Genomic DNA, 18,497 nt, shown 5'->3' on the forward strand with positions numbered 1-18,497 from the left:
GTGGTGCGCGTCGTCGTGTCGCCGGCCGGCCCTCACTCCACCCGTCGCAGCGCGTCCGCCGGACGCAGGCGGGACGCCCGCCAGCCGCCGAAGGCTCCCGCGATCAGGCCGCCGGCGACCGCGAGGCCGACCGCCAGGGCGATCGTCGTGACGCTCACCGGCGCGCTCAGCGTGACTTCCAGCGACTTGGCCGCCTGGCGTCCCGGCCCGCCGAAGCCGCCGCCGGGTCCGCCGGTGCCGCCGCCGAAGCCGCCGCCTCCCGTGCTTGTGCCCAACTCGGCCTGGAGGGTGGGGCTGACGGCGGTCACGGCGTACGCGCCCGCCAGGCCGAGCGCGATGCCGAGGACGCCACCGACCAGGCCGTTGACGACGGCCTCGCCCACCACCTGACGGGTGACCCGGCCCGACGTCCAGCCGAGCGCCTTCAGCGTGCCGAACTCGCGGACCCGGCGGGAGACCGCCGAGGAGGTGAGCAGGCCCGCGACCAGGAACGCGGCGACCAGCACCGCTAGCGACAGCCACGTGCCGACCTTGGTGGCGAGGGAGGAGGCGGTGGACAGGGAGCCGGAGACGGTCTTGGCGAGGTCGGCGGAGGTGGTGACCGTGGTGCCGGACACGTGTCTCTGGATGGCGCTCTTGACGGCGTCGATCCGCTGGGAGCCGGCCGCCTTGACGTAGATCGTGGTGATCCTGTCCTTCTCGCCGGCGAGGGTCTGCGCCCGCTTCAGCGGGATGTACAGGTCGGCCGCCGAGTCACCGCTGGTCGCGGTGGCGATGCCGATCACCTTGAACGCGGTGCCCTTGACGGTGACGGTGGAGCCGACCGCGTACTTCTTCCGCTTGGCGTACGCCGCGTCGGCCACGGCCACCGCGGCGCCGGTCTCGGTGGTGCGGAAGCTACGGCCGGCGGTGATCCTGGACGAGGTCAGGGGGCCGAGCCCGGTCCTGGTGACGTCGGTGCCGTAGACCGTGTACTGGTTGATGTCGAAGTCGGCGCCGCCGCCCTTCACCTCGCCCTGCGGGGCGCCGGTGCCGCCGCCCCGCTGGTAGCCGCCGCTCGCGCCGTTCTGCTGGAACTGGCCCCGGGTGAACCGGCCGCTGACCTTCACGACGCTGAGGCTCAGCCCGCCGACGGCCTGCGCGACGCCGCGCTGGCCGGCGACCTCGCCGACCGTGGAGGACGCGAGGGTGGTGAAGCCCTGGACGCGGACCCGGTCGCTGCTCTGGGTGGCGCCCCGGTCGTCGCCGCGCGCGTCGAAGCGGAAGCGGGGCTGCTGGGATCCGGCGGCGGTGGGCGTGGCCGCCTTGGTGACCGTCATGTCCGTACCCAGGCCGTACAGCGACTGGAGGACCTTGTCCTGGGCCCGTCCCATGCCGCTGGACACGGAGTCGACCACGATGACCAGCGCGATGCCCAGCGCGAGCCCGGAGGCGACGACGAGGGCCGCCTTTCTGCGGCGGCGCAGTTCGCGCCTCAGGTAGGTGAAGAACATGGCCCGCAAGCTAGGGACGCACCCTGATGGGACCATAAGCCCGGCATAAGAGGAGCATGAGAAGCCGTGGCCGGGCCCCGGAAACGCCGGTGCCGCCCCTGGGGGGCGGCACCGGGAGAGCTGGGGGTGGGGCGTCAGACGGCCGAACCGGCCTTCCACTGCGTCCAGTCCATGTTCCAGCCGTTGAGGCCGTTGTCCGGGGCGACCGTCTTGTCGCCGGTGTTCCGGACGACGACGACGTCACCGATGAGCGAGTGGTTGTAGAACCACGCGGCCGGCGTGTTCGGGTCGCCGGCGCCCTTCTTGTCCTGGAGGCCGACGCAGCCGTGACTGGTGTTCAGGTTGCCGAACACCGAGGGGGCGCCCCAGTAGTTGCCGTGCACGAAGGTGCCGGAGGTGGTCAGGCGCATGGCGTGGGGGACGTCCTTGATGTCGTACTCGCCCTTGCCGTCGTCGTCGGTGAAACCGACCGTCGCGCCGTTCATCCGGGTCTCCTTGAACTTCTCGGAGATCACCATCTGGCCCTCGTAGGTCTTGTTGTCGGGCGAACCGGCGGATATCGGTATGGTCTTGACGACCTTTCCGTCCTGCGTGACCTTCATCTGCTTGGTCTTCGCGTCGACGTACGTGACCTGGTTGCGGCCGACGTGGAAGGTGACCGTCTTCTGCTGGACGCCGTAGAGACCGCTCGCGCCCTGGACGCCGTCGAGCGCCAGCTTCAGCGTGACGGTGGAGCCGCCCTTCCAGTACTCCTCGGGGCGGCAGTCCATGCGGTTGGCGCTGAACCAGTGGCAGGCGACCTCCTGGCCACTGCTGGAGCTGACCGTGATGCCCTTCTGCACGGCGGCCTTGTTGGTGATCGCCTTGTCGAAGTTGATCGACACGGGCATGCCGACACCGACCGTGGAGCCGTTGTCCGGGGTGAAGGAGCCGATGAAACTGTTGGCCGGGGAGACGGTGGTGAAGGAGGCGTTCTCGTGGGCCGTGCGGCCCGCGGAGTCCTTGGCCTCCGCGGCGAGCCGGTAGGTGGTGGACCGCTCCAGCTGGACGCTCGGCTGCCAGCTCTTGCGGTCGGCGGAGAGCCGGCCGGCGACGGTCTTGCCGTCCTGCGTGGTCATCGTGACGGACGTGAGCGTGCCCTTGCTCACCTTGACGGCCGCTGAGTTGTTGATCGAGGCGTTGTTCGAGCCGTCCTTCGGCGTGATCGTGATCTGCGCCTCCGACGTCTTCTTCGCCGCGGCCGCGTCGGCCTGGGCCTGCGAGGAGTCGCCGCTGCCGCTGCCGGAGGCGCTGTCGTCGCCACCGGAACACCCCGTGAGCACCAGCACACCGCCGAGCAGAGCGGACGCGGCCACCAGGCCCCTGCGCCGCTTACTGTCCGTCATCACAAGCTTCTCCATCATTGCCGAGTCGCGAAAAAACCCCGAGTGTCCCCGTAAGAACGTTCAACGCTACGGCCGTACGGTCCCGTTCCACATCGAGTGGCCCTGTGGGGCACACCACGTTCGCGGAGCGGTGTCCGCGGGTGGCGCGGGATCCGGTCCGTGCGTCCCCTGGGACGACGAAACCCCGGACGGCGGTTGCCGTCCGGGGTCATGGGTGCCCCGGGAAGCTCAGCCGATGCCGCCCTCTTCCTCGTCGTCCCGCCCATCATCCTCGTCCAGGTCCCATTCGGGTGAGTCGGGGTCGTAGTCGACCCGCTCGCTGGACCAGGACGCCTGCTGGAGCTCCACCCCGGGTACCTCGCTGACCAGGTCGAACGGGTCCACGAGGTACGCCAGCGCCTCCGCGGTGTCTTCGGTCACAGCACTCTCGGCCTGGGCCCGCTCCGACTCCGGCAGCTCGGGGTCCGCGGCGAGCCGGCGCAGCGCGGCCTTCGTGACCTCGTCGTCGTCCTGCACCTCCAGGACCAGCTCCACTCGAAGCCGTACAAAACGTGATGTCTCTTCAATGGTCATGCCGTGAGCGTACGGCCGGAACCTCCCGTGACTTTCCTGTGACCCGCGCCTTTCACTAACATCGCCCCACACGGCCAATTCGCCAGCGTCACAAGGGGATCGATATTCCGTGTCATCCGTTCGCCGTCCGCTGCTGACCGCCACCGCCGCGGGCACCGTGCTGTGCGCCCTGTGGTTCGTCCCCTCCGCCAACGCCTCGCAGAACGCCCCGCGGGGCACCGCGGTGGAGACGTCGGCGCCGACGCGCGTCACACAGGCGAGAGCGGTGACCGCGGCGACCACCGACACGACCGACACCGCCGGCCCGGCGGACACCGTCCGGGAGGTGCGGGACGGCTCCGAACTCGCCGACACGGGAAGCCCCGACACGACCCCGTACGTCGTCGGCGGGAGCCTCTTCCTCTCCGTGGGCGCCGGTTTCGTCATGTATTCGGTACGCCGGGAACGCCTGGGCTTTTAATCATCCTTGACGAGTCTTTGGCAGCCCGCACATAGTTCGCCCATGAAGAGATCATCGGGCGTGCGGCTGTGCGCCACCGCGGTGGTGAGCGTGCTGTCGCTCGCCCTGGTCACGGGCTGCGCCGAGACCCCGAAGGACGCCGGTGACGGCGGGGGCAAGGACGCGGCGAGCCCGGCCGCCGAGGCGCCGAGCGCCGCGGAACTGAAGAAGCTGATCATCGCCGAGGGCGAGGTGCCCGGGTACAAGGTCGGCGCCGTCGAGGGCGGTCTGCCCACCAAGGACCAGGTCACCTCGGGCGACGCGCGGTGCGAGCCGGTGCTGCGCGCGCTGACCGGCGTCGCGCCCGGCGACCCGGCGGCGACCACCAGCCGCATGGCCACGCAGGCCAAGAAGGCACCCGCCGCGGGCACTCCCTCCGGCGACGACCTGGCCGACGGCAAGTTCGCGGACGCGCTCCACAAGTCCATGGACGTGGACGTCACCGTCGTCACCCTCGCCTCGTACGACGGGGACGGCGCGCAGCGGGCCCTGACGTCGGTCTCCGACGCGGTCAAGGCCTGCGCGGACGGCTTCTCCGGCCGGCAGGACGGCGAGAAGGGCCGGTTCACCAAGGTCGCCGAGGAGAAGTCCTCCGGCACGGGCGACGCCTCGGTGGCCTTCACCGCGAGCAACGACACCGGCGAGGACGGCGCGCTGCCGCTGCACGCCGAGGTCGTGCGGCACGGCGCCACCCTCGCCACCTACACCACGATCAACATCGGCGCCATGATGGGCAAGAAGCCCTACACCGTGTCCGCCCCGGTCGTGAAGGCCCAGGCGGCCAAGCTGAAGTGACGCCCCGTCCGGCGGGCGCGTAGCGCGAGGTGTGGGATGGGGCCCCGGCCGCGGCCGGGGCCCCTCACGTTCACCTCAGCGGGCCGGTGACCTTCTCCGCGGCCGTCACCAGGGCACCGCTGCGCACGAACGCGTCGGCGGCGGCCAGGTCGGGCGCCAGGAACCGGTCCGGACCGGGCCCCTGCACACCGGCGGCCCGTACCGCCTCGATGACCGCCCGGGAGGCGGGCGCCGGGGTGAGGCCCTCGCGCAGCTCGACGGCCCGGGTGGCCGCGTACAGCTCGACCGCGATGATCCGGGTGAGGTTGTCCACGGCGGTGCGCAGCTTCCGCGCGGCCGACCAGCCCATGGAGACGTGGTCCTCCTGCATCGCGGAGGACGGGATGGAGTCCGCGGAGGCCGGCACGGCGAGCCGCTTCATCTCGCTGACCAGTGCCGCCTGCGTGTACTGGGCGATCATCAGGCCGGAGTCGACACCGGCGTCGTCGGCGAGGAACGGCGGCAGGCCGTGGCTACGGTTCTTGTCCAGCAGCCGGTCGGTACGGCGCTCGGCGATCGAGCCGAGGTCCGCGGCGGCGACGGCGAGGAAGTCCAGCACGTAGGCCACGGGCGCGCCATGGAAGTTGCCGTTGGACTCCACGCGCCCGTCGGGCAGCACCACCGGGTTGTCGACGGCGGAGGCGAGCTCCCGCTCCGCGACCAGGCGGGCGTGCGCGATCGTGTCACGTCCGGCGCCGGCGACCTGCGGGGCGCAGCGCACCGAGTAGGCGTCCTGCACGCGCGGCGCGTCGTCCTGGTGGTGGCCGGTGAGCTGCGAACCCTCCAGCACGGCGAGCATGTTGGCGGCGCTGGCGCCCTGCCCCGGGTGCGGCCGGATGGCGTGCAGCTCGGGGGCGAGCACCCGGTCCGTGCCGAGCAGCGCCTCCAGGCTGAGGGCGGCGGTGATGTCGGCGGACTTGTAGAGGGTGTCGAGGTCGGCGAGGGCCATGATCAGCATGCCGAGCATGCCGTCGGTGCCGTTGAGGAGGGCCAGGCCCTCCTTCTCGCGCAGCTCGACGGGGCGGATGCCGTGCTCGGCGAGCAGCTCGCCCGCGGGGCGGACGGTGCCGTCGGGGCCCTCCGCGTCGCCCTCTCCCATCAGGGTCAGCGCGCAGTGCGAGAGCGGGGCGAGGTCGCCGGAGCAGCCGAGCGAGCCGTACTCGTGCACGACCGGGGTGATGCCGGCGTTCAGCACGTCGGCCATGGTCTGCGCGACCTCGGGCCGGACGCCGGTGTGCCCGGAGCAGACGGTCTTCAGCCGCAGGAACATCAGGGCCCTGACGACCTCTCGCTCCACCCGCGGGCCCATGCCGGCGGCGTGCGAGCGGACGATGTTGCGCTGTAGCTGGGCGCGGAGCTCCGGGCTGATGTGCCGGGTCGCCAGCGCGCCGAAGCCGGTGGAGACGCCGTAGACCGGCTCCGGCTTGGCCGCCAGCGCGTCCACGATCTCGCGGGCCGCCGCGAGGGCCGTCACCGCCTGTTCCGACAGTTCGATGCGGGCACCGCCGCGCGCCACGGCGAGAACGTCGGACGCCGTGAGACCGGACGTCCCCACCACCACAGTGTGCATATCCATATTCAGGAGCGTACGCATTGAATGTGGCGGTGTCACTAGTGGAGTGCCGGTGCGACCCTTACCGCGGGGTGTGGGCTTCGCCTCACGGCCGGCGCCCGCGGAACCGCCGCCGTTCGCCGCGCGGCGGCGGCGCCTCGTCCGCCAACCGTACGACCGGATCGTCCGGCCCGTCCCGGCCCGCCACCACCGGCCGGTCCGCGCGCAGCGCCTTGGCCCGGTACTGCGCCGCGTCCGCGAGCCGGAACAGCCGGCGGGCGTCCCGCACCTCCCCGATCGGGTCCTCCGTCGAGGCCACCCCGCACGCCACCCCCTCGCCCAGCTCCAGCTCGGCCGCCCGCCGACACAGCTCGCCGGCGGCCTCGGCCACGTCGTCGGCCGGCTGCCCGACCGCCAGCAGGCAGAACTCGTCCCCGCCGAGCCGCGCCGCCAGCGCGCCCGGCACCATCGCCCCGCACAGCGACAGCACCGAGCCGAACCGTTCGAGGAGGCGATCGCCGACGGCGTGGCCGAGGGTGTCGTTGACCCGCTTCAGCCCGTTCAGGTCGCAGACGACGAGACTGACGGCCACCCCCTCCGTGCGGTGCCGCTCGACGGCCTCCTCCAGGCGCACGTCCACCGCGCGGCGGTTGGCCAGGCCGGTCAGCGCGTCGGTGAACGCCAGCCGGCGGGCCTCCTCCAGCCGCTCGGTCTGCGCTATCCCGGCGGCGACCACCGCGGCCAGCACCGTGGCGAAGTCCGCGTCCGGCCGGCCGAACAGCGCCTCCCCGACCGCGCGGGCCACGTACAGCTCGCCCCACGCCCTGCCGTGCAGCACCACGGGGGCGACGACGCAGCAGCCGCGGCCGCGGCGGCGCAGGGCGGCGACCCGCTGGTGCAGGTAGCCGGGGGTGCCGGCGGCCGCGCCCTCGGCCGTCTCCACCCACGCGTTCGGGCCGCCGCCGCCCGCCCACCGCTCGTGCAGGAACTCCGTGATCTCCGGGAACTGGTGCACCGGGTAGGCCTCGGACTCCGGGAACTGCTCCTCGTCCGGAGCGCGGTCCCCCACGTTCACCAGGACCCGCAGCCGGCCCAGGCCGCGCTCCCACACCGACAGCGCGGCGAAACTGCCGTCCAGGGCGCGGCAGGCGCCGACCGCGGCGGCCTGCCAGCACTCCCGTGGGGTGTGTGCCGCCGCCATGCCCTGCGCCAGCGCCACGACTGCGGCTAGCCGGTTGTCCTCAGCCATCCATCCAGGTTAGGGAGGAATTGGGTGATTTGCGCTGGCGGTGACTTGTGGGGGCGGTAGGGCACGGGTGCGGGGTTTGGGTGCGGTTTGGGTGCGGTTTTCGGGTGCGGGTGCGTTTCGGCTGGGCGCGCAGTTCCCCGCGCCCCTTTCAGGGAGCTGGTGTCGCCGGGGACTTCGGAGTGCCCCCGGGACCGGTCCGGTCCGGTTCGGCTGCGGGTCAGTTTCGGCTGGGCGCGCAGTTCCCCGCGCCCCTTCAGGGCGCTGGTGGACCGGCGCTGCTTCAGGGCCCGGGTGGGGCCGCGCTCTTTCAGGGCGCTGGTGGGTTGGCGGTGCTTCAGGGCGCTGGTGGGCCCGCGCTGCTTCAGGGGGCCGGCCGGTTGCGGGTTACTCGCCGGGCCATTGGGGGGTGCGCTTCTCGTTGAAGGCGGCCACCCCTTCCGCCCGGTCTCCCGAGAACGCCACCGAGCGCCAGGCCGCGTCCTCGACCTCCAGGCCCGCCCGCAGGTCCAGCCCGTGGCCCAGCCGCAGGGCGCGCTTGGCCGCGCGCAGGCCCACCGGGGAGTTCCCGGCGATCCGCTCCCCCAGGGCCAGCGCCTCCTCGCGGTCGCGCCCCTCCTCCACCAGCCGGTCCACCAGACCCAGCTCGGCCGCCTCGGCCGCCTCCACCCGGCGTGCGGAGAAGATCAGCTCGGCCGCGCGGGCCGCCCCGACCCGCCGGGGCAGCAACTGCGTACCGCCGCCGCCCGGGATCACGCCCACGGACACCTCGGGCAGCCCCACCACGGCCGTACGGTCGGCCACGATCAGGTCGCAGGACAGGGCCAGCTCGAATCCGCCACCCAGCGCGAACCCGTGCACGGCGGCCACCGTCGGCATCGGCAGCTCCAGCACCCCGGTGTACGCCGCCCGCGCCACCGGCCGCTGCCGCACCAGCTCGGCGTCGGTGAAGGAGTTCCGCTCCTTCAGGTCCGCCCCGACGCAGAACGCGCGTTCGTGCGACGAGGTCAGCACGACCACCCGGGCGTCCCGGTCGGCGGCGAGCGCGGCGCACGCGCCCGCGAGGGAACGGGCCATCTCCGTCGACACGGCGTTCATCGCCTTGGGCCGGTCCAGCACCAGCTCCGCGACGTGTCCGTGCCGCCGCACCAGCACGAACTCCCCGAACCGCTCCTCGCTCATGACACCCTCCGGTTAACGCGGGTTAACTGACCGTCCGCTCGATCATCGCAGCCCCGCCCCCGCACGTGAAGTGCGGGGGGCTACACCCGTTCGAGTGACATACCGGTGGTCCCGGTCCGTATCGCCCACGGCAGCGCATAGCGTGCTCCGCCATGGCGCGCCCGGGGCGCGCGGCGGGGAGGGACCCATGACACCGACACCTGCGCGGACCGCGACCGAGCGGGAGCAGCCACGGCGCGGCCGGCACCGCAGGCCGCGGCCGCGAGGGGTGCTGCTCGCCGTCGGCGGTCTCGCGCTGGCGGCCGGCGTGCTCGGCCTGGTCCGGGTCGCACCGGACTCGGGCGTCGGGGCCCCGGGGACGGCGGAGGCCGAGTCCCGGCCCGGTCCGGGCGGCGGGGCGCCGCACCGCTCGGCCGGGGCCGGCCTCGCCGCCGCTCCCGTCGCCCTGCCTTCGGCGGCCTCCGTGATGGGCGGCCGGGGTCGCGGCGCGACACCGGCGGCCACCACCGGATCGGACGCACCGACGACCACCGCCGCGGGCACGGCCACCCCGCCGGGCACCGGACCTGGCACCCCGCCGGCCACGGCACGGGACACCGCACCGGCCGGGGGCACCGCCGTACCGAGCGTCGTACCGACCGATGCCCCGAGCGGCGGTCCGGTCGGTCCCACCCCGCCCGCACGGACGCCCTCCGTGCCGCCCGCTCCCGCTCCCGCGCCGAGCCCCTCGTCGAGTCACCGTCCGCCGAGGCACGGTCCGGGTGAGTTCTGCCTGCCGGTGATCCCCCTGTGCGTGGGCACGGGCGGCTGACGGCCGTGGTCAGGGGGTGTCGTCGCGGCGCGTGAGCAGCCACGGTTCGACCACGCCGAGCCCGCGCACCGGACGCTGCCACATCGGCTGGAGCGCGAAGCGGTACACCGGCGGGTCCTCGCCCTCCTTCTCCGCGGCGGCCGCGGCCTCGGCGGCCTCCGCCTCCGAGGCGGGCGCCTCACCGGTGCGGATCAGCTCCTCGGCGAAGGCGCTGTCGACGAGGACGGCGTCGCGCGGGGCTATCGAGGTCAGCCGGGACGCCAGGTTCACCGTCGTGCCGAACACGTCGCCCATCCGGGTGGTCACCGTGCCGAACGCCATACCGACCCGGAGTTCCGGCATCGTCTCGTCGTTGGACAGCGTCTCCACCAGCCGCAACGCGATGTCGGCGGCCGTGCCGGCGTCGTCCGCCGCGTAGAGCACCTCGTCGCCGAGGGTCTTGATCAGCCGGCCGCCGCGCGCCGCCACGAGGTCCGCTGCGGTGGTCTCGAAGGCCTCGACGAGTTCGCCGAGCTCCTCCTCCTCCATCCGGCGGGTGAGCCGGGTGAAGCCGACGAGGTCGGCGAAGGCGACGGCGAGCCGGCGGTCGACCATCTCCTCGTCGTCGGCGGTCTGCACGACCCGGCCGGCCGACGCGGCGAGCTGGCGGCGCCAGACGTAGACCAGGAACTCCTCCAGCTCGGGCAGGAGCAGCTCGACGATCGGGTACGTGACCTCGGTGCGGGTCATGCCCGGTTCGGGGGGCTCGGTCAGGCCCTCCAGGAAGGAGTCGATCTGCCACTCGGCCAGCCGGGCGGTGGTCTGCCCCGTGGACCGGGCCACCTGGACCGCCATGGCCTCGCTGAGCAGGCCCGCCTCCACCAGGCCGGCGAGGCGGCGCAGGGCGAGGACGTCGGCCTCGGTGAGAGCCTTGGCCTGGCCGATGTCCGCGAAGCCCATGGCGCGCCAGAACCGCGAGGCCAGCTCCATGGAGACGCCGGCGCTCCGCGCGGCCTGGAACGGGGTGTAGCGGCGCTCGGCGCCCAGGATGAGCTGTTCGAGTCGCAGGGCCAGCGGGTCCTCGCCGCTGTCGGGGGCGTCGGGGTCCAACCGGCCGTCCCCGCCCGCGCCGGAGCCCGTGTCGTCGACGGTCACGCCTGCTGCCCTTCCGATCTGCCGCGGTCAGGTAACGACCGCGCTCAACTCTACGGCAGGTGTGCGCCAGCTCACTCCGTCGGGTTCGGCCGGCGGCACGCCTGTCGTTCGGGGGTGGAACGGTGCCCGGAGCTGCGGCGGGCGTCCACCGGGACCAGCGGTCCCGGGGCCCCGGCGTCCGGCCGGGGCGGCGTGTCACCGTCGTCGGCCGCCTCGTCCATCGTGGCCGATCGCGCGGTTTCCCGCCCCCTTGGGACGTCGGCTGGGACGTCGGCCCGCCGAGCCGGTCACCGGCCCGGCCGTCACGCCGGTCGCAGGTGGACGATGTCGCCCGCCCCGACCGGCTCCTGCACGCCCTCGCCGGTGGCGATGACCAGCCGCCCGTCGCCGTCCAGCGCCACGGCCTCCCCGACGAGCGACCGGTCGCCCGGCAGTTCCGCGCGCACCGTCCGGCCGAGGGTCGCGCAGCCCGCCGTGTAGGTCGCCTGGAGGCCGCTGGCCGCGGGGTCGCCGCCGGCGGCGCGCCAGCGCCGGTACCAGTCCTCCAGGGAGCGCAGCACCGCCCGCAGCAGCGGGTCGCGGTCCGTGCCGATCGCGCCGGCCAGGGCCAGGGAGCCCGCCTGCGGGACCGGGAGTTCGTCGGCCCGGAGGGTGACGTTGACGCCGACGCCGATGACGACGCCGTCCGTGCCGGCCCGCTCCGCGAGGATGCCGCCGGCCTTGCGTTCCTCGCCGTCCACGGTCAGCAGCAGGTCGTTGGGCCACTTGAGTGCCGTGTCGACGCCGGCCGCCCGGGACAGGCCGGTCGCCACGGCGACGCCGGTCAGCAGCGGGAGCCAGCCCCAGCGGGCCACCGGCACCTCGGTGGGCTGGAGCAGGACGGAGAAGAACAGGCCGGAGCGCGGCGGCGCCGTCCACTGCCGGTCGAGCCGGCCCCGGCCGGCCGTCTGCTCCTCCGCCACGAGGACGGTGCCCTCCCCGGCGGTGCCGGCGGCGGCCCGCGCGGCGAGGTCGGAGTTGGTGGAGCCGGTGCGCTGCACCACCTCCACGGTGCGGTAGAGGCTGCCCTCCCGGACCAGTCCGCGCTGCAGTGCCGTGGCGTTCAGGGGCGGGCGGTCCAGGTCGGACCAGCGGCTGTCGTCTGATGGATCGCGCGGCGTCATGCAAGCCACCCTAGGTGTGGTAAACGACGCAGTGCTGATCGGTAGGCACGCCACTACCCTACGGATGAGTAACCGTCCCCCCTTTTGAGCAGGCAGGGAGCCGCATCCCGATGTCCGAGCCGGAAGAGCGTCACGAGATCGACGAGATCGACATCCACACCACCGCGGGCAAGCTCGCGGATCTCCAGCGGCGCATCCACGAGGCGACACACGCCGGCTCGGCGCGCGCCGTCGAGAAGCAGCACGCCAAGGGCAAGCTGACGGCCCGTGAGCGGATCGAGCTGCTGCTCGACGAGGAGTCCTTCGTCGAGCTGGACGAGTTCGCCCGGCACCGGTCGACCAACTTCGGGCTGGAGCACAACCGCCCGTACGGGGACGGCGTCGTCACCGGGTACGGGACCGTGGACGGCCGGCCGGTCGCCGTGTTCTCGCAGGACTTCACGGTCTTCGGCGGGGCCCTCGGCGAGGTCTACGGCCAGAAGATCGTCAAGGTCATGGACTTCGCGCTGAAGACCGGCTGCCCGGTCATCGGCATCAACGACTCCGGCGGCGCCCGGATCCAGGAGGGGGTCGCCTCCCTCGGGGCGTACGGCGAGATCTTCCGCCGCAACACCCACGCCTCCGGGGTGATCCCGCAGATCAGCCTGGTCGTCGGCCCGTGCGCGGGCGGTGCCGTCTACTCGCCGGCCATCACCGACTTCACGGTCATGGTCGACCAGACCTCGCACATGTTCATCACCGGCCCCGACGTCATCAAGACGGTCACCGGCGAGGACGTCGGCTTCGAGGAGCTGGGCGGGGCCCGGACCCACAACACCACCTCGGGCGTGGCCCACCACATGGCCGGCGACGAGAAGGACGCCATCGAGTACGTCAAGCAGCTGCTGTCGTACCTGCCGTCCAACAACCTCTCCGAGCCCCCGGTCTTCCCCGAGGAGGCGGACCTCGCCGTCGGCGACGAGGACCGTGAGCTGGACACCGTCGTACCGGACAGCGCCAACCAGCCGTACGACATGCACACGGTGATCGAGCACGTCCTGGACGACGCCGAGTTCTTCGAGACGCAGGCGCTGTTCGCGCCGAACATCCTCACCGGTTTCGGCCGGGTCGAGGGCCGCCCCGTCGGCATCGTCGCCAACCAGCCGATGCAGTTCGCCGGCTGCCTGGACATCACCGCCAGCGAGAAGGCGGCGCGGTTCGTGCGGACCTGCGACGCCTTCAACCTGCCGGTGCTGACCTTCGTGGACGTCCCCGGCTTCCTCCCGGGCGTCGGCCAGGAGCACGACGGCATCATCCGGCGCGGCGCCAAGCTCATCTACGCCTACGCCGAGGCCACCGTCCCGCTGATCACCGTCATCACCCGCAAGGCCTTCGGCGGCGCCTACGACGTCATGGGCTCCAAGCACCTCGGCGCCGACCTCAACCTGGCCTGGCCCACCGCCCAGATCGCCGTCATGGGCGCCCAGGGCGCGGTCAACATCCTGCACCGGCGCACCATCGCCGAGGCGGCGGAGACCGGCGAGGACGCCGAGGCGGTGCGCGCCCGGCTGATCCAGGAGTACGAGGACACCCTCCTCAACCCCTACGTCGCGGCCGAGCGCGGCTACGTCGACGCGGTGATCATGCCGTCGGACACCCGCGCCCACATCGTGCGCGGGCTGCGTCAACTGCGCACCAAGCGGGAATCCCTGCCTCCGAAGAAGCACGGCAACATCCCCCTCTAGGCCCGCGGACCCCGGGAGCGGTCATGAACATCAAGGTCGTACGAGGCAACCCGACCCCCGAGGAGCTGGCCGCCGCCCTGGCGGTGGTCCGCGTCCGCGCCGCGGCGGCGGCGGTGGCGCCGTCCGGCGCGGAGGGACCGGCGGACGCGTGGGCCGACCCGGCACGGATCGCGGCCGCCCGCGTCCCCGCGCCGGGCCCGGCGTCCTGGACCCGCACCTACTGGCCGGCCTGAGGAGCGGCCCGGCACAACTTGAGTACGGGTACTCAGGCACCCCGGCCACCGGCGCCGCACGCTGGAGGGATGCTGTGGTCGGATCCCGAGGACGAGCCGCCGGAAGAGCTGCGCGACGCGCAGGACATGCTCCGGCGGCTCGGCCTCTTCGTGGCCTCGGCCATGATCCTGGTCATGGTCGTCATCGGTCTGAGGTGAGCCCGCCGGCCGGCGCTGACTAACCTGACGGCATGACTGACACGCCCCGCAGGCGACTCGTGCTCGCCTCCCAGTCCCCCGCCCGGCTCGGCCTGCTCCGGCAGGCGGGCCTCGCCCCCGAGGTGATCGTGAGCGGCGTCGACGAGGACGCCGTCACCGCCCCCACCCCGGCGGAGCTGGCGCTCGCCCTGGCCGAGGCGAAGGCGTCGGTCGTCGCGGCCAGGCCGGAGGTGCGCGGCGCCCTGGTGATCGGCTGCGACTCGGTGCTGGAGCTGGACGGCAGGGCGCTCGGCAAGCCCGCCGACGCCGAGGAGGCGGTCGCCCGCTGGAAGGCGATGCGCGGACGGGCCGGCGTGCTCCAGACCGGCCACTGCGTGTGGGACACCGAGGCCGGCCGGTACGTGTCGGCGACCGCCTCCACGGTCGTCCGCTTCGGCGAGCCGAGCGACGAGGAGGTCGCCGCCTACGTGGCCTCCGGCGAGCCCCTCCACGTCGCCGGGGCGTTCACCCTGGACGGCCGGTCGGCGCCGTTCATCGAGGGCATCGAGGGCGACCACGGCAACGTGATCGGCATCAGCCTGCCCCTGGTGCGCAAGCTCCTCGCCCGGCTGGGCGTCGGCATCACGGAGTTGTGGGCGCCGGGCGCGTGACCTGGGCGGGGACGGTGTCCTGCGGTTCGTCGTCGCCGTCCCGCGGCTCCTCGGTGCGGTCCGCCGGCGCGCCCGCGCCGCCGGACGACACGCCCGGCTGCGTCCACACGGCCGGTCCGCCGTCCGCGCCGGGCTCCGGGCCGGCGGCGCTCTCCGGCCCGGCCGCGCGGTCGTACGTCATCAGGAGCAGGACGATCAGCGCGAGGACGACGACCATGAACAGGAACGCCGTCCAGCCGACCAGACCCCAGACGAACGCGCCGAGCAGGCCGTGCACCACCGCCGCGCTGATCAGCAGGACCCGGCCGAAATCGGCCGGGGCGCGGTCGCGGACCGCCACCAGCAGGGAGACCAGCGCGCACAGCGCGAAGTAGGCGCCGAAGAGGACACCGCCGACCTTGGAGGACGTCGCCATCACGGACGGGTCGAGGCCGGCCAGGGACATGTGCTGGTGGTCGACGACCGTCCCCAGCAACCAGTTCAGCGCCGCGACGAGCACTGCCTCCGCGAGCAGGACGACCGCCACCAGCCACGCCACCGGTCTGCGCACCACCGGCCCCCACCCACTCTCACACCAGCAGCCTGTTACCTCAGGTACGTTCGGGACAGCTCGAACGCTACTAACGGGTAAACCCGGGGACAAGGGTTCGTGCGCCAGCAAAGAATCATTGGGCCATTCGTAGGGACTCGACAAAGAATCGGAGTGGGCCGCAGCACGCTCTCACAGAGACCTTGACCACACGGCGGGGCTAGGGTTTTCCGCAGGAGTCCTGCGTACGGCGGTGCGACAAGGGCTTTCGCGGGTAGGGCGAGCCTCGCATCACGCTCCGTGTGGGCAAGCTCACCAGTGGGGACGGGTCGAAGAGCCGTGTCGGCAGTCCCTAAACTCGGCTTGTTTCAAGGAGGGAGCCTCAATCGTGCGCAAGGTGCTCATCGCCAACCGTGGCGAAATCGCTGTCCGCGTGGCCCGGGCCTGCCGGGACGCCGGGATCGCGAGCGTGGCCGTCTACGCCGACCCGGACCGGGACGCTCTGCATGTCCGCGCCGCGGATGAGGCGTTCGCCCTGGGCGGTGACACCCCGGCCACCAGCTATCTGGACATCGAGAAGGTCCTGGGTGCCGCCCGGGAGTCCGGTGCGGACGCCGTCCACCCCGGATACGGCTTCCTCTCGGAGAACGCCGAATTCGCCCAGGCCGTGCTCGACGCCGGCCTGATCTGGATCGGCCCGCCCCCGCAGGCCATCCGCGACCTCGGCGACAAGGTGGCCGCCCGCCACATCGCCCAGCGCGCCGGAGCCCCGCTGGTCGCCGGCACCCCCGACCCCGTGAGCGGCGCCGACGAGGTCGTCGAGTTCGCCCGGGAGAACGGCCTACCCATCGCCATCAAGGCCGCCTTCGGTGGCGGTGGCCGTGGTCTGAAGGTCGCCCGGACGCTGGAGGAGGTCCCGGAGCTGTACGACTCGGCGGTCCGCGAGGCCGTCGCCGCGTTCGGCCGCGGCGAGTGCTTCGTCGAGCGCTACCTCGATCGGCCGCGCCACGTAGAGACGCAGTGCCTGGCCGACAAGCACGGCAACGTCGTCGTCGTGTCCACGCGTGACTGCTCGCTCCAGCGCCGCCACCAGAAGCTCGTCGAGGAGGCCCCCGCGCCGTTCCTGTCCGACGCGCAGGTGGCGGAGCTGTACCGGGCGTCCAAGGCGATCCTGCGCGAGGCCCGCTACGAGGGCGCCGGCACCTGCGAGTTCCTCGTCGGCCAGGACGGCACCATCTCCTTCCTCGAGGTCAACACCCGGCTCCAGGTCGAGCACCCGGTGACCGAGGAGGTCGCCGGCATCGACCTGGTGCGCGAGATGTTCCGCATCGCCGACGGCGAGGAACTCGGCTACGACGACCCCGCCCTGCGCGGCCACTCCTTCGAGTTCCGCATCAACGGCGAGGACCCGGGCCGTAACTTCCTGCCCGCCCCCGGCACGGTCACCACGTTCGCGCCGCCGTCCGGTCCCGGCGTCCGGCTGGACGCGGGCGTGGAGTCCGGCAGCGTCATCGGCCCGGCCTGGGACTCCCTGCTGGCCAAGCTGGTCGTGACCGGTCGCACCCGCGCGGAGGCGCTCCAGCGGGCCTCCCGCGCCCTGGAGGAGTTCCAGGTCGAGGGCATGGCCACGGCGATCCCCTTCCACCGCAAGGTGGTCACCGACCCCGCGTTCGCTCCCGAGCTCACCGGCTCCACGGACCCCTTCACCGTCCACACCCGGTGGATCGAGACCGAGTTCGTCAACGACATCAAGCCCTTCACCGCCCCCGCCGACATCGAGGCGGAGGAGGAGCTGGGCCGCGAGACGGTCGTCGTCGAGGTCGGCGGCAAGCGCCTGGAGGTGTCCCTGCCGTCCTCGCTCGGCATGAGCCTGGCCCGCACGGGTCTGGCGGCCGGCGCGAAGCCCAAGCGCCGGGCGGCGAAGAAGTCCGGGCCCGTCGCCTCCGGTGACACCCTCGCCTCGCCCATGCAGGGCACGATCGTCAAGATCGCGGTCGAGGAGGGCCAGGAGGTCCAGGAGGGCGACCTGGTCGTCGTCCTGGAGGCCATGAAGATGGAGCAGCCCCTCAACGCGCACAAGGCGGGCACCGTCAAGGGCCTGAGCGCCGAGGTCGGCGCGTCCGTCACGTCGGGCGCGGCGATCTGCGAGATCAAGGACTGAGCCCCGAAACACCCGAACGCCCGGCGGACCGCACCCACGGCCCACCGGGCGTTCCCACGTCCACGGCCGCACGGCCGCACGGCAAGCGCAGCGGGGAGGTGCGGGCGCACGCCGCCGGCCCCTAGTTACAGCCGCCCGCGCGGGCCCATGCCAGTCCCCGGAGCGGGAACGCGCGGCCGTACGACGCGAGCGGCCGAAGGCCACCAGCAGACAGGCGTCGGCCCAGCGGGGGCCTGCGGGCCGGGCGGGGCGCGCGAGGGATGCCTCCCCGGGGGCGAAGGCGCGCGGGAACATGCGAACATCCAGCGCGAGCCGCCGAAGGCGACCGGCAGACAGGCCGCTCGGCCGACAGGGGTGGCGCCGCGAGGGACGCCCCCCGGGGCGGAGAGGCATGTCCGCAGGGCGCCAGCCACCGAGGACCACCGCCAGACAGGCCCGCTCGCCCGTCACTGCCCGCCTGCGGCCAGGGACGGAGCCACAGGAGGAAACCCGGTCCCCAGGCGGAGGCGCGGGCCGCAGGGCGCGAGCCAGCAGGGGTGGCGCAGACGTTCCTGGCTACGGCGTGGGGCGCTCTCCCAGTACGTACAGCGCGGGCCGCCCAAGGGGCGGCAGGGAAGGGCCCAGTGGGCGGAGGCGCACGGCGGACGGCGCGAGCACACGGGCAGGGCGAGCCGCTGAAGGCCACCGGCAGCGGCAGGGAGGGCGCCCCCGAAGACGGAGACGGGGACGTACAGCCGCGTTGTGCGAGCGGCCGAAGGCCACCGAGAGGCGCTGCCATTGACCGCCACCTGCGCACGGCAAGCCATCTCTCTGCGCGGACGTACCCGGGCACGGCGTGGGCCGGTCCCCGGGGTAGGGGCGTACAGGCGTACAGGCGTACAGGGCGAGGCTCCGAAGGGCACCGGCAGGCAGTGCACCCACCGGCTGCGCGCGGCGGCACCTGCGTGCGGCAGGTGGGGCGGTCACGGTCGCCTACCGAGCCGCAGGAGCGGCACCTGCCCCCGGGGGGCGTACTGGCGTACGGCGCGACCCGCCGAAGGGCACCGGCAGGCAGTGCACCCACCGGCTGCGCGCGGCGGCACCTGCGTGCGGCAGGTGGGGCGGTCACGGTCGCCTACCGAGCCGCAGGA

Annotated in this window: 17 protein-coding genes; 8 read left to right on the forward strand and 9 right to left on the reverse strand. The window is 73.2% G+C overall.

The window, feature by feature from the left end; genetic code table 11:
• Positions 1 to 32: 32 nt before the first annotated feature.
• The 3 genes from ACIQVT_RS11120 to ACIQVT_RS11130 form a co-directional block, all read right to left on the reverse strand.
• Positions 33 to 1,493: an ABC transporter permease gene (locus tag ACIQVT_RS11120; RefSeq protein ID WP_403750679.1), complete on the reverse strand. Its 1,461-nt coding sequence runs from the start codon at positions 1,491 to 1,493 to the stop codon at positions 33 to 35.
• Positions 1,494 to 1,627: 134 nt separating this feature from the next.
• A complete protein-coding gene (locus ACIQVT_RS11125; RefSeq protein ID WP_403750681.1) occupies positions 1,628 to 2,878 on the reverse strand; it encodes an Ig-like domain-containing protein in 1,251 nt (416 codons plus the stop codon).
• Positions 2,879 to 3,106: 228 nt separating this feature from the next.
• Positions 3,107 to 3,451 carry a hypothetical protein gene (locus tag ACIQVT_RS11130; protein ID WP_403750683.1) on the reverse strand — a complete coding sequence of 115 codons (345 nt, stop codon included), beginning with the start codon at positions 3,449 to 3,451 and terminating at the stop codon, positions 3,107 to 3,109.
• Positions 3,452 to 3,560: 109 nt separating this feature from the next.
• Between ACIQVT_RS11130 and ACIQVT_RS11135 the strand changes: the two genes are divergently transcribed.
• Together ACIQVT_RS11135 and ACIQVT_RS11140 are read left to right on the forward strand one after the other, a co-directional pair.
• Complete coding sequence (locus ACIQVT_RS11135) at positions 3,561 to 3,911, forward strand: LAETG motif-containing sortase-dependent surface protein (RefSeq protein ID WP_403750685.1); 351 nt, start codon at positions 3,561 to 3,563, stop codon at positions 3,909 to 3,911.
• 42 nt (positions 3,912 to 3,953) lie between these two features.
• The gene (locus tag ACIQVT_RS11140) at positions 3,954 to 4,745 is read left to right on the forward strand and encodes a hypothetical protein (protein ID WP_403750687.1); all 792 of its coding nucleotides are present in this window, start codon (positions 3,954 to 3,956) and stop codon (positions 4,743 to 4,745) included.
• A gap of 70 nt (positions 4,746 to 4,815) precedes the next feature.
• Here ACIQVT_RS11140 and hutH read toward each other — a convergent pair whose 3' ends face one another.
• From hutH to ACIQVT_RS11155, 3 genes are all read right to left on the reverse strand, one after another.
• Positions 4,816 to 6,354, reverse strand: a complete 1,539-nt coding sequence (gene hutH / locus ACIQVT_RS11145; protein WP_403750947.1) for a histidine ammonia-lyase — start codon at positions 6,352 to 6,354, stop codon at positions 4,816 to 4,818.
• 88 nt (positions 6,355 to 6,442) lie between these two features.
• Complete coding sequence (locus ACIQVT_RS11150; protein WP_403750689.1) at positions 6,443 to 7,585, reverse strand: diguanylate cyclase domain-containing protein; 1,143 nt, start codon at positions 7,583 to 7,585, stop codon at positions 6,443 to 6,445.
• Between the two features lie 384 nt (positions 7,586 to 7,969).
• Positions 7,970 to 8,764 (reverse strand): enoyl-CoA hydratase/isomerase family protein, encoded by a 795-nt coding sequence (locus ACIQVT_RS11155; protein WP_403750691.1) that lies wholly within the window; start codon positions 8,762 to 8,764, stop codon positions 7,970 to 7,972.
• 187 nt (positions 8,765 to 8,951) lie between these two features.
• Here ACIQVT_RS11155 and ACIQVT_RS11160 point away from each other — a divergent pair, with 187 nt between their 5' ends.
• The gene (locus tag ACIQVT_RS11160) at positions 8,952 to 9,575 is read left to right on the forward strand and encodes a hypothetical protein (protein WP_403750693.1); all 624 of its coding nucleotides are present in this window, start codon (positions 8,952 to 8,954) and stop codon (positions 9,573 to 9,575) included.
• Between the two features lie 9 nt (positions 9,576 to 9,584).
• On the opposite strand, the gene ACIQVT_RS11165 is transcribed toward ACIQVT_RS11160, so the two are convergent.
• Both ACIQVT_RS11165 and ACIQVT_RS11170 read right to left on the reverse strand, forming a co-directional pair.
• Positions 9,585 to 10,709 carry an adenylate/guanylate cyclase domain-containing protein gene (locus ACIQVT_RS11165; RefSeq protein WP_403750695.1) on the reverse strand — a complete coding sequence of 375 codons (1,125 nt, stop codon included), beginning with the start codon at positions 10,707 to 10,709 and terminating at the stop codon, positions 9,585 to 9,587.
• A 302-nt stretch (positions 10,710 to 11,011) separates the two neighbouring features.
• Positions 11,012 to 11,872 carry a biotin--[acetyl-CoA-carboxylase] ligase gene (locus ACIQVT_RS11170; protein ID WP_403750697.1) on the reverse strand — a complete coding sequence of 287 codons (861 nt, stop codon included), beginning with the start codon at positions 11,870 to 11,872 and terminating at the stop codon, positions 11,012 to 11,014.
• 110 nt (positions 11,873 to 11,982) lie between these two features.
• Between ACIQVT_RS11170 and ACIQVT_RS11175 the strand changes: the two genes are divergently transcribed.
• The 4 genes from ACIQVT_RS11175 to ACIQVT_RS11190 all read left to right on the forward strand — a co-directional run bounded on the left by ACIQVT_RS11175 (position 11,983) and on the right by ACIQVT_RS11190 (position 14,677).
• Positions 11,983 to 13,596 carry an acyl-CoA carboxylase subunit beta gene (locus ACIQVT_RS11175; RefSeq protein WP_403750700.1) on the forward strand — a complete coding sequence of 538 codons (1,614 nt, stop codon included), beginning with the start codon at positions 11,983 to 11,985 and terminating at the stop codon, positions 13,594 to 13,596.
• Between the two features lie 23 nt (positions 13,597 to 13,619).
• Complete coding sequence (locus ACIQVT_RS11180; RefSeq protein WP_403750702.1) at positions 13,620 to 13,829, forward strand: acyl-CoA carboxylase epsilon subunit; 210 nt, start codon at positions 13,620 to 13,622, stop codon at positions 13,827 to 13,829.
• Between the two features lie 69 nt (positions 13,830 to 13,898).
• On the forward strand, positions 13,899 to 14,027 hold the full coding sequence (gene mmpB, locus ACIQVT_RS11185) for a morphogenic membrane protein MmpB (protein ID WP_403750704.1): 129 nt from the start codon (positions 13,899 to 13,901) through the stop codon (positions 14,025 to 14,027).
• A gap of 32 nt (positions 14,028 to 14,059) precedes the next feature.
• Entirely contained in the window at positions 14,060 to 14,677 is a 618-nt protein-coding gene (locus ACIQVT_RS11190) for a Maf family protein (protein ID WP_403750706.1), read from the forward strand.
• On the opposite strand, the gene ACIQVT_RS11195 is transcribed toward ACIQVT_RS11190, so the two are convergent.
• The gene (locus ACIQVT_RS11195) at positions 14,649 to 15,230 is read right to left on the reverse strand and encodes a hypothetical protein (RefSeq protein WP_403750708.1); all 582 of its coding nucleotides are present in this window, start codon (positions 15,228 to 15,230) and stop codon (positions 14,649 to 14,651) included. The two genes, ACIQVT_RS11190 and ACIQVT_RS11195, sit on opposite strands and share 29 nt — an antisense overlap.
• A gap of 364 nt (positions 15,231 to 15,594) precedes the next feature.
• Between ACIQVT_RS11195 and ACIQVT_RS11200 the strand changes: the two genes are divergently transcribed.
• Positions 15,595 to 17,367 carry an acetyl/propionyl/methylcrotonyl-CoA carboxylase subunit alpha gene (locus ACIQVT_RS11200; protein ID WP_403750710.1) on the forward strand — a complete coding sequence of 591 codons (1,773 nt, stop codon included), beginning with the start codon at positions 15,595 to 15,597 and terminating at the stop codon, positions 17,365 to 17,367.
• Positions 17,368 to 18,497: the final 1,130 nt, after the last annotated feature.

This window comes from Streptomyces sp. NPDC100445, from assembly GCF_044759735.1.
Taxonomy (GTDB): domain Bacteria; phylum Actinomycetota; class Actinomycetes; order Streptomycetales; family Streptomycetaceae; genus Streptomyces.

Excerpts from the sequence above, each read along its gene's own strand:
- ACIQVT_RS11120 (WP_403750679.1), bottom strand. The coding sequence starts at position 1,493 with ATGTTCTTCACCTACCTGAGGCGCGAACTGCGCCGCCGCAGAAAGGCG.
- ACIQVT_RS11160 (WP_403750693.1), top strand. The coding sequence starts at position 8,952 with ATGACACCGACACCTGCGCGGACCGCGACCGAGCGGGAGCAGCCACGG.
- ACIQVT_RS11125 (WP_403750681.1), bottom strand. The coding sequence starts at position 2,878 with ATGACGGACAGTAAGCGGCGCAGGGGCCTGGTGGCCGCGTCCGCTCTG.
- mmpB (WP_403750704.1), top strand. The coding sequence starts at position 13,899 with ATGCTGTGGTCGGATCCCGAGGACGAGCCGCCGGAAGAGCTGCGCGAC.
- ACIQVT_RS11155 (WP_403750691.1), bottom strand. The coding sequence starts at position 8,764 with ATGAGCGAGGAGCGGTTCGGGGAGTTCGTGCTGGTGCGGCGGCACGGA.
- ACIQVT_RS11150 (WP_403750689.1), bottom strand. The coding sequence starts at position 7,585 with ATGGCTGAGGACAACCGGCTAGCCGCAGTCGTGGCGCTGGCGCAGGGC.
- ACIQVT_RS11140 (WP_403750687.1), top strand. The coding sequence starts at position 3,954 with ATGAAGAGATCATCGGGCGTGCGGCTGTGCGCCACCGCGGTGGTGAGC.
- ACIQVT_RS11180 (WP_403750702.1), top strand. The coding sequence starts at position 13,620 with ATGAACATCAAGGTCGTACGAGGCAACCCGACCCCCGAGGAGCTGGCC.
- ACIQVT_RS11190 (WP_403750706.1), top strand. The coding sequence starts at position 14,060 with ATGACTGACACGCCCCGCAGGCGACTCGTGCTCGCCTCCCAGTCCCCC.
- ACIQVT_RS11170 (WP_403750697.1), bottom strand. The coding sequence starts at position 11,872 with ATGACGCCGCGCGATCCATCAGACGACAGCCGCTGGTCCGACCTGGAC.
- ACIQVT_RS11130 (WP_403750683.1), bottom strand. The coding sequence starts at position 3,451 with ATGACCATTGAAGAGACATCACGTTTTGTACGGCTTCGAGTGGAGCTG.
- hutH (WP_403750947.1), bottom strand. The coding sequence starts at position 6,354 with ATGCACACTGTGGTGGTGGGGACGTCCGGTCTCACGGCGTCCGACGTT.
- ACIQVT_RS11175 (WP_403750700.1), top strand. The coding sequence starts at position 11,983 with ATGTCCGAGCCGGAAGAGCGTCACGAGATCGACGAGATCGACATCCAC.